The sequence below is a fragment of the Rhodosalinus sp. genome, assembly GCF_046542825.1.
Classification (GTDB): Bacteria; Pseudomonadota; Alphaproteobacteria; order Rhodobacterales; family Rhodobacteraceae; genus Rhodosalinus.
Map to the genome: position 1 here is coordinate 1 of NZ_JBKHAQ010000125.1, position 7,848 is coordinate 7,848.

The window sequence follows — 7,848 nt, forward strand, 5'->3', positions numbered from 1 at the left end:
AAAGCATGCCGCTGCGCCGCCTTCAAGTCCTCGACCGCCATCTCTGCGCACATCTCGCGGGCAGTGATCTCGGGCGCCCAGCCGAGCTTGGCCCAGGCCTTCGCCGGATCGCCGAGAAGCGTCTCGACCTCGGCGGGCCGGAAATAGCGCGGGCCGATGCGCAGGATCACGTCGCCGGGGCGGACTGCCGGGGCCTTCTCGCCGGTGACCGAGACCACGGTCGCCACCTCGTCCAGCCCCGTGCCGGTGAAGGCCAGCTCGATCCCCAGTTCCTCCGCCGAGCAGGTGATGAATTCGCGCACGGAATACTGCACGCCGGTGGCGATCGCGTTCGGCATCGCTTATCCCGCGCCGGGCGGGCACGGCTTCGCCTGCCCGTGTCATGTCATCTCTCCCTTTGGCAGCCTGATTGCGAAGCTGGTGCCCTCCGACCCTGTCGCTGTCAGCGTCAGCGACCCGCCGTGCCCGCGCACCAGTTCCGCGGCGATGGCGAGACCAAGGCCGGAGCCGCCCTTGCGCGCGCCGCCCTGAAAGGGCGTGAAGAGATGCTCGCGCGCCTTGGGCGGCAGGCCGGGTCCCGTGTCCGTCACCTCGATCACCCAGGCCTCGTCCTCTTCGTGGGCGGCGATGCCGATCTCGCCGCCCTCGCCGGTGCCGGCAAGCGCCTGCCGCGCGTTGCGGATCAGGTTGGTGAGCGTGCGGTAGAGCTGTTCGGGGTCTGCGCGCACGATCATCGTTGCCGGCACGTCCTCGGAAAAGCTGATGTCCTGATGGTCCTCGACCGCCAGCCGCTCGCTTTCCACCACGTCCGAGACCAGCTCGGCCAGCGGCACCCGGGTGAGCGCGGGCGGCGGTTCTTCCGCGCGGCCGAAGGCGAGCACGTTCTCGGTCAGCCCCACGGCGCGGCGGATCGAGTTCACCAGCTTGGGCGCCATGCGCTTGACCTGCGGATCCTCGCTCATCTCGATGCGGTCCACGAAAAGCTGCGCGGAGGTCAGGATGTTGCGCAGGTCGTGGCTGACCTTGGCCACCGCCTCGCCCAGTTGGGCAAGCCGCGCGCGCTGACGCAGGGCCTGGGTGAGGTCGGTCTGCATCCGGGCGAGCGCGGCTTCCGCCTCGCGCAGCTCGCGCACGCCGCGGCCCGACGGCTGCATGATCCGGGACGCGTCCTCCGGCGCGGCGGCATAGCGGCGCATGTGCCCCACCAGACGGCTGATCGGCTTCACGAGGATCGCGCGCACGGCAAGGAACAGAAGCCCCGCCGTCACCGCCGAGATCACCGCCGACAGCGCGAGAATCCTCAGCCCGTAGTCGATCATCGCCGCGCGCAGCGGCCCGGTCTCCATCGTCACCTCGATCAGCAGTCCCGCGTCGCGCAGCGGCGCACCGATCACGCGGATGATCCGGTCCTCCGGGTCTGAAAGCCGCGCCATCGCGTCCCGGATCAGCACGAAGGCCGAGGGATCGCGCAGGTCGTAGGTGGCGTGCACCGGGCCGGGGATGGGCGAGGACAGCACCAGTTCGCGCGCCTCGTCGCGCCGCAGCACCACGTTGTAGACGCCCGCGTTCTTCAGAAGCTCCTGCTCCAGGTCCGGCTCGATCATGTCATTGGCCAGCAGCGAGAGCGAAGCGATCTGCGCGCGCTCCAGCCGGGCGAGCAGGAAACTCTCGCGGTAGCGCGCGACCGACGGCACGAAGATCAGCACCTCGGCGATCATCACGAAGATCACCGTGAGGATCAGGAAGCGTCCGGAAAGCGTGTTGAGCATGGCCGTCCCGCGTCCGCGCGTCTAGGGAAGCCACCTCTGCACTGTGCCCACCACGCGCCTGACGAGAGCACTATCAAAGAGCCGCGGCGAGAAATAGGCCCCCGCCGCGCGTTTCGAAACCTCGGCGATCGTCGGATAGGGCGCGACCATGTTCGCGAGCGCCTGCATCTTCAGTCCGTTGGCGATGGCGAGCGCCCAGAGCGCGATCTGCTCGCCCGCCTGGTGGCCCACGATGGTGGCGCCGACGGGACGGCCCCTGACCACCATGACCTTGACGAACCCCTCGGGCCGGCGCTCTGCCAGGGCGCGGTCGTTGCCCGAATAGTCGAAACGCGCGACCTGCAGCTTCGGCCCGTGCGTCTTGCGCGCCTCGGCCTCGGTCAGGCCCACCTGCGCAAGCTCGGGTTCGGTGTAGGTGGCGCGCGGGATATGGTCCGTCCGCGCGGTCGCCGGCAGGCCGAAGAGCGCCTGCCGGATCACGATGCCGGCGTGATAGCCCGCCAGATGGGTGAACTGCATGCCGCCCGCCGCGTCCCCGATGGCATGGACGCGGCGGTTCGTCGTCCTGAGCCGCCCGTCCACCTTCACGCCGGTCCTGGTGGTCTCGATGCCCGCGGCCCCGAGGTTCAGCGCCTCCGTATTCGCCTTGCGCCCCACCGCGATCAGCAGGTGGGTGCCGGCAAAGCTGCGGCCGTCCTCTGCCAGCACTTCGATGGTGCCTTCCGCACCGCGGACCTCTGCCGCGGTGACGCCTTCCTCGATCCGCACGCCCTCTGCCCGCAGGCGGTCCAGCACCACCGCCGCCGCCTGCGGGTCGTCGCGGCCCAGCGCGCGGGCGCCTTCCAGCACGGTGACCTCGCTGCCCAGCCTTCGGTGCGCCTGTGCCATCTCCATCCCGATGGGGCCGCCGCCCACCACGATCAGGTGGCCGGGCCGCGCGCGCAACTGCCACAGCGTCTCGTTGGTGAGATAGGGCACCGAATCGAGCCCAGGAATCGGCGGCACGAAGGGTGACGATCCGGTGGCGATCACGATGCGCCGGGCGCGGATGCGCGTGTCTCCGGCCTCCACTTCCCGGTCGTTCACGAAACGGCCCCAGGCGCGGATCACCCGCACGCCCAGCCCCTCGAACCGCTCCTGGCTGTCGTGCGGCGCGATCTGCGCGATGACGTCCTGGACGTGGCCCATGGCGGCGGCATAGTCGATCTGCGGCGCCACGTTCGCGATGCCGAAGGGGGCCGCGTGCGCCTGCCCATGCGCGGCCTTGGCCGCGGCGATCAGCGATTTCGACGGCACGCAGCCGTAGTTCAGGCAGTCGCCCCCCATCTTGCCGCCTTCCAGCAGCACGACGCGGGCCCCCATCTGCACCGCGCCCGCGGCCACCGACAGCCCGCCCGAGCCCGCCCCGATGACGAGCAGATCCGTCTCGATCCGTTCCATCTCAGATCCCCGGCTTGCCGCGCACCGCGCGCAGCACGATGGGCAGCGCGGCAAGCGCGGCAAGCCCCAGCAGCGGCAGCAGGATCTGCGGCTCGAACACGATGCCGAGGTCGGGTGTCTCGCCGCGGGCGAAGACATCGGACAGCCCCGCACCGACCGAGGTGTAGACCAGCGCACCGGGGATGATGCCGAAGAAGGTGGAGATCACGAAGCGATGCGTCGGCACGTTCACGAAAGCCGGCACCAGGTTCGCCGCGAAGAAGGGCACCGCCGGCACCAGCCGGATGAGAAAGAGCATCGGCCACTGGTTGGCGTCGATCCCCGCCTTCATCCGCCGCACCAGCCCTTCGGAGGCGTCCATGCGCGCGGCCAGCCGCTCGCCGAAGCCCCGGCGCGCGGCGAGAAAGATCGCCGTCGCCCCCGCCGTGGCGGCCAGCACGTTGAACAGCGTGCCGGGAAAGACGCCGAAGAGGAAACCGCCCGTCAGCGTGGCCACCGTCGCGCCCGGCAGCGAGAAGGCGACGATGCCGACATAGGCCAGAACGAAGGCCGCTGCGGCGGCGGCATAGTTCGCATCGCGCAGGGCGATCAGCGCCTCGCGGTTCTCCGCAAGCGCCTGGAAGCTCAGGTGATCGCGGAACAGCAGCGCGCCCGCCAGTGCCACGGCGAGAATCGCCAGGATCGGAAGGCGGCGCATCAGGGCGCTCTCCTGTCGGCTGTGGGGCATGTCGGTCACGGGCGGGCTTTCCTGAACGCTTGATGTTGCCGCGCAAACATGCGCCCGCGGGCCGCGGGGCGACAGGGGGTTCACGCGCGCTTGATGGCGGGTGACGCGGATGCGCCTTGCAGCCGTGCGCAGGCCCGGTTCTGTAACATTGCGCGATGCCGCGGGGCCGAGATTGTTGCAGCGCAAGGGCGTTTGACAGCCGCGCGGAGCCCGCCTATAGAGCAGGCTTCGCACATCCGGGGCCGGGCGGCGCATCGCCTGCGGCCCCTGCGGGCCGCGCGGCCCGCGACAGACAAGACGGAGCGCCCGCGATGAAACGCACCTTCCAGCCCTCGAACCTCGTGCGCAAGCGCCGTCACGGGTTTCGTGCCCGCATGGCCACCAAGGCCGGGCGCAAGATCGTCAACGCCCGCCGCGCCCGCGGCCGCAAGCGCCTGACGGCCTGAGGCCACGGGGCCGGCGCGCATGACAGGCGCCGCGGCCATCTCGCAGGACGCCGCCGACGGCACCCGGCTTGAGACGCTGCGCAAACGCGCCCAGTTCCTCGCCGCTGCGCGCGCCCGCAAGCAGGTCGTGCAAAGCATGATCGTGCAGGCACGCGACCGGCGCGATGACGCCGGGCATGTCGGTGTGGGCATCACCTGTTCGCGCAAGGTCGGCAACGCCGTGACCCGCAACCGCGCCAAGCGCCGGCTGCGCGCGCTCGCGCGCGAGGTGCTGCCCGACCTGGGACATTCCGGATGGGATTACGTGCTGATCGGCCGGCCCGGCGTGACGGTGGAACGCCCCTATGGCGCGCTGCGCGACGACCTTCGCGAGGCGCTGGCGCGCCTGCACGCCCCACGGCGCCCGAAGGCCCGGCAATGACGCCGCTTGCGCATATCGCCGCGCTGCCGGTCCGGGCCTACCGGCTGCTGTTCTCGCCCTGGGTCGGCCACAACTGCCGCTATCATCCGACCTGTTCGGCCTATGCGCTGGAAGCGCTGGAAAAGCACGGCGCGCTTCGGGGCAGCTGGCTGGCCGCGCGACGCATCGCCCGCTGCCACCCCTGGGGCGGCAGCGGGGTGGACAACGTTCCCTAGCCGCCCATCGCGATTTCGTGGTCAGGGTGGCCATGGCACCGATGCGCCCCCGGACAGCGGGTCCTGCGCCAGGGCCGGTCCAAGGCCAAGGGTCAGAGCCGCCGCGACGGCGACCGAGGGAACAAGCCGCATCGGTCGTCTTCGTCGCGGTTGGTCTGGCGGGAAGACGCTCGCAGGGCGCCAATGCTTCTTCGAGATTGCCGTTTCTGGCCCCGCCCACGCACCGGCCGCTTCCCCTGCGCGCCACACTCTGGCATGTAGCGGGGCATGAAGGACCAGACGCGTGAGATGTCGGACCCCACCGGCGACGAAATCCACCCGCTCTTCACCGGCGCGCCGCAGACGACCGAGTTCCGCAAGCTGCGCAAGCGGATCGTGCGACAGGTGCGCGAGGCGGTCGAGCATTACGGCATGCTGGTGCCGGACGCCACGCCGGGACAGGGCGGCCGCGGCGCGCGCTGGCTGGTCTGCCTTTCGGGCGGCAAGGACAGCTACACCCTGCTTGCCGCGCTGACCGAACTGCAATGGCGCGGGCTGCTGCCGGTGGAAATCCTGGCCTGCAACCTCGACCAGGGGCAGCCGGGCTTTCCGGCCACGGTGCTGCCGCAGTTCCTGACCGAGCGAGGCGTGCCCCACCGCATCGAGTATCAGGACACCTATTCCGTGGTGACCGACAAGGTGCCCGCGGGCCGCACCTATTGCGCGCTCTGTTCGCGGCTGCGGCGCGGCCATCTCTACCGCGTCGCGCGCGAAGAGGGCTGTTCGGCGGTGGTGCTGGGCCACCACCGCGACGACATCCTCGAGACCTTCTTCATGAATCTCTTTCACGGCGGACGGCTGGCCACGATGCCGCCGAAACTGCTGAACGACGAGGGCGACCTTCTGGTGCTGCGCCCCCTCGCCCATGTGGCGGAGGCCGACTGCGAGCGCTTCGCCCGCGCCATGCGCTACCCCATCATCCCCTGCGACCTCTGCGGCAGCCAGGACGGCCTGCAGCGCCAGCAGGTCAAGGCGATCCTCGACGGCTGGGAGCGCAACTACCCCGGCCGCCGCCAGGTGATGTTCCGCGCGCTGATGAACGCACGGCCCTCGCATCTCCTTGACCCGAAGCTCTTCGACTTCGCCGGGCTCATGGCCGGCACCGAGGCGGATGAGGAGAATTCGGACGAAATTCCCGCCTTGCGTTAACGCGGCGCTCAGACACCAGCCCATAGGTTGCACACCGGCGGCAACAGTCCGCCGCCGGCAGTCCGCTCAGGGCTTAAGTCGAGGGTCAGCGCAATGCGTCTTTCCAATCGGGTCGCCTCCGCCTCTTTGCGTGCGAAACTGCGCAGGGCGCTGACGGAACCATCGCTTCTGGCCTTCATCCCCGCGCTGTCGCTCGGGGCGTTCTGGCTGGGCGGAGAGGGTGCGCTGATCGCGACCGCGCTGGGACTGCCGGCCCTGTTCGCGCTGGCCGGCGCCTACGACGGCCCCCCTGCGGCGCCGGGACCCGCGACAGATCCCGTCACCGGCCTTGTCCTGCCCCGGACCCTGCTGGAGGCGCTGCACCACGCGCGCACCCGCTGCGCGGGCGGAAGCCTGTCGACCGGTTGCCTCGTCCTCGAGATCGACGATTTCGCGGACCTGCGGGCAAGGCACGGACATGCCGGTGAGGAGACGCTGCTGCGCGGCGTCGCGGACCGGCTGCGTGGCGCGCTGCGGCAGGGCGATACGGTTGCGCGACTGGGGGAGGGACGCTTCGCCGTGGCGCTGGAGCCCGTGCGCCGGCTCGACCTCGAGGCGGCGATCCAGCTTTGCGGGCGGCTTCAGCGCGCGGTGGAGGAACCGATCGCGCTCGATGGCGCGGCGACCTATCTCACCGCGTCGGTGGGTTTCGCCCTCTCGCGCCGCCTGCCCTCTGCGGAGGCTGAGGGCCTACTCGACGCCGCCTCCGCCGCCTTGGGCGAAGCACTGGCCGCCGGCCCGGCCGCGATCCGCGCCCATTCGGAGGCCACGGCACGGGCCGCAGCGGCCCGGGCCGATCTGGCCGAAGCGGCCGCAAGCGCGCTCGAGACGGGGCGCATCAACGCCTGGTTCCAGCCGCAGATCTCCACGGAAACAGGGCGCGTCACCGGCTTCGAGGCGCTCGCGCGCTGGGTGCAGCCTGGCGGCGCCCCGGTGCTGCCAGGCGATTTCCTGCCCGCGCTCGAGGAAGCCGGGCTGCTAGGCCGGCTGGGCGAGGTCATGCTGCGCCAGGCGCTCACCGCGCTTGCAGCCTGGGATCGCAGCGGACTCGATGTGCCCTCGGTGGGCGTCAACGTCTCCGCGGCCGAATTGCGCGATCCTCGCCTCGCGGAGCGGATCGCATGGGAACTCGACCGGTTCGGAATCGCACCCGAACGGTTGACGCTCGAGGTGCTGGAAACCGTCGTCGCCGGCGCGCCGGAGGACGTGACCGCGCGCAATGTCAACGCGCTGGCCGCGATGGGGTGCGGCATCGACCTCGACGACTTCGGGACCGGGCAGGCGGCGATTGCCTCGCTGCGCCGCTTCCGCGTGAGCCGCATCAAGATCGACCGCTCCTTCGTGGCGAAGTGCGACCGTGACCCGGCGCAGCAGCGACTCGTCACGGCGATCCTGTCGATGGCCGACCAGCTTGGCCTCGCCACGCTCGCCGAAGGCGTCGAGACGGGCGGCGAGCATGCGCTGCTGGCCCAGCTGGGCTGCGGCCATGTGCAGGGTTTCGGCATCGCACGGGCGATGCCCTTCGAGGACACGGCCGAATGGCTCGCCCGGCATGGCGAGCGCATCGATGCCCCGCCCCGGATCAGCCGCAGCACCGGCTGAC

Annotated in this window: 8 protein-coding genes and 1 pseudogene; 5 read left to right on the forward strand and 4 right to left on the reverse strand. The window is 70.7% G+C overall.

The window, feature by feature from the left end:
* The 4 genes and pseudogenes from ACLFOB_RS13150 to ACLFOB_RS13165 form a co-directional block, all read right to left on the reverse strand.
* A pseudogene (locus ACLFOB_RS13150) lies at positions 1 to 326 on the reverse strand (GDP-mannose 4,6-dehydratase); the annotation flags it as partial.
* 54 nt (positions 327 to 380) lie between these two features.
* Positions 381 to 1,769, reverse strand: coding sequence for a sensor histidine kinase (locus ACLFOB_RS13155; protein ID WP_410926369.1), 1,389 nt, complete (start codon positions 1,767 to 1,769; stop codon positions 381 to 383).
* 21 nt (positions 1,770 to 1,790) lie between these two features.
* Entirely contained in the window at positions 1,791 to 3,209 is a 1,419-nt protein-coding gene (locus ACLFOB_RS13160; protein ID WP_410926370.1) for a dihydrolipoyl dehydrogenase family protein, read from the reverse strand.
* Position 3,210: 1 nt separating this feature from the next.
* Entirely contained in the window at positions 3,211 to 3,906 is a 696-nt protein-coding gene (locus ACLFOB_RS13165) for a TVP38/TMEM64 family protein (protein WP_410918338.1), read from the reverse strand.
* Positions 3,907 to 4,247: 341 nt separating this feature from the next.
* On the opposite strand from ACLFOB_RS13165, the gene rpmH reads away from it, so the two are divergent.
* The 5 genes from rpmH to ACLFOB_RS13190 all read left to right on the forward strand — a co-directional run bounded on the left by rpmH (position 4,248) and on the right by ACLFOB_RS13190 (position 7,847).
* Positions 4,248 to 4,382 (forward strand): 50S ribosomal protein L34, encoded by a 135-nt coding sequence (rpmH, locus tag ACLFOB_RS13170; protein WP_410918339.1) that lies wholly within the window; start codon positions 4,248 to 4,250, stop codon positions 4,380 to 4,382.
* 19 nt (positions 4,383 to 4,401) lie between these two features.
* Positions 4,402 to 4,803, forward strand: coding sequence for a ribonuclease P protein component (rnpA, locus tag ACLFOB_RS13175; RefSeq protein ID WP_410918340.1), 402 nt, complete (start codon positions 4,402 to 4,404; stop codon positions 4,801 to 4,803).
* Positions 4,800 to 5,018 (forward strand): membrane protein insertion efficiency factor YidD, encoded by a 219-nt coding sequence (yidD, locus tag ACLFOB_RS13180; RefSeq protein ID WP_410918341.1) that lies wholly within the window; start codon positions 4,800 to 4,802, stop codon positions 5,016 to 5,018. The genes rnpA and yidD overlap by 4 nt, the downstream gene beginning before the upstream one ends.
* Positions 5,019 to 5,285: 267 nt before the next feature.
* Positions 5,286 to 6,206, forward strand: a complete 921-nt coding sequence (gene ttcA / locus ACLFOB_RS13185; RefSeq protein ID WP_410918342.1) for a tRNA 2-thiocytidine(32) synthetase TtcA — start codon at positions 5,286 to 5,288, stop codon at positions 6,204 to 6,206.
* 93 nt (positions 6,207 to 6,299) lie between these two features.
* Positions 6,300 to 7,847, forward strand: coding sequence for a putative bifunctional diguanylate cyclase/phosphodiesterase (locus ACLFOB_RS13190; protein WP_410926371.1), 1,548 nt, complete (start codon positions 6,300 to 6,302; stop codon positions 7,845 to 7,847).
* Position 7,848: the final 1 nt, after the last annotated feature.

Bases quoted from the DNA above. Each gene is read 5' to 3' on its own strand.
- ACLFOB_RS13165 (WP_410918338.1), bottom strand. From the start codon at position 3,906: ATGCGCCGCCTTCCGATCCTGGCGATTCTCGCCGTGGCACTGGCGGGC.
- ttcA (WP_410918342.1), top strand. From the start codon at position 5,286: ATGAAGGACCAGACGCGTGAGATGTCGGACCCCACCGGCGACGAAATC.
- ACLFOB_RS13155 (WP_410926369.1), bottom strand. From the start codon at position 1,769: ATGCTCAACACGCTTTCCGGACGCTTCCTGATCCTCACGGTGATCTTC.
- rpmH (WP_410918339.1), top strand. From the start codon at position 4,248: ATGAAACGCACCTTCCAGCCCTCGAACCTCGTGCGCAAGCGCCGTCAC.
- ACLFOB_RS13190 (WP_410926371.1), top strand. From the start codon at position 6,300: ATGCGTCTTTCCAATCGGGTCGCCTCCGCCTCTTTGCGTGCGAAACTG.
- ACLFOB_RS13160 (WP_410926370.1), bottom strand. From the start codon at position 3,209: ATGGAACGGATCGAGACGGATCTGCTCGTCATCGGGGCGGGCTCGGGC.
- rnpA (WP_410918340.1), top strand. From the start codon at position 4,402: ATGACAGGCGCCGCGGCCATCTCGCAGGACGCCGCCGACGGCACCCGG.
- yidD (WP_410918341.1), top strand. From the start codon at position 4,800: ATGACGCCGCTTGCGCATATCGCCGCGCTGCCGGTCCGGGCCTACCGG.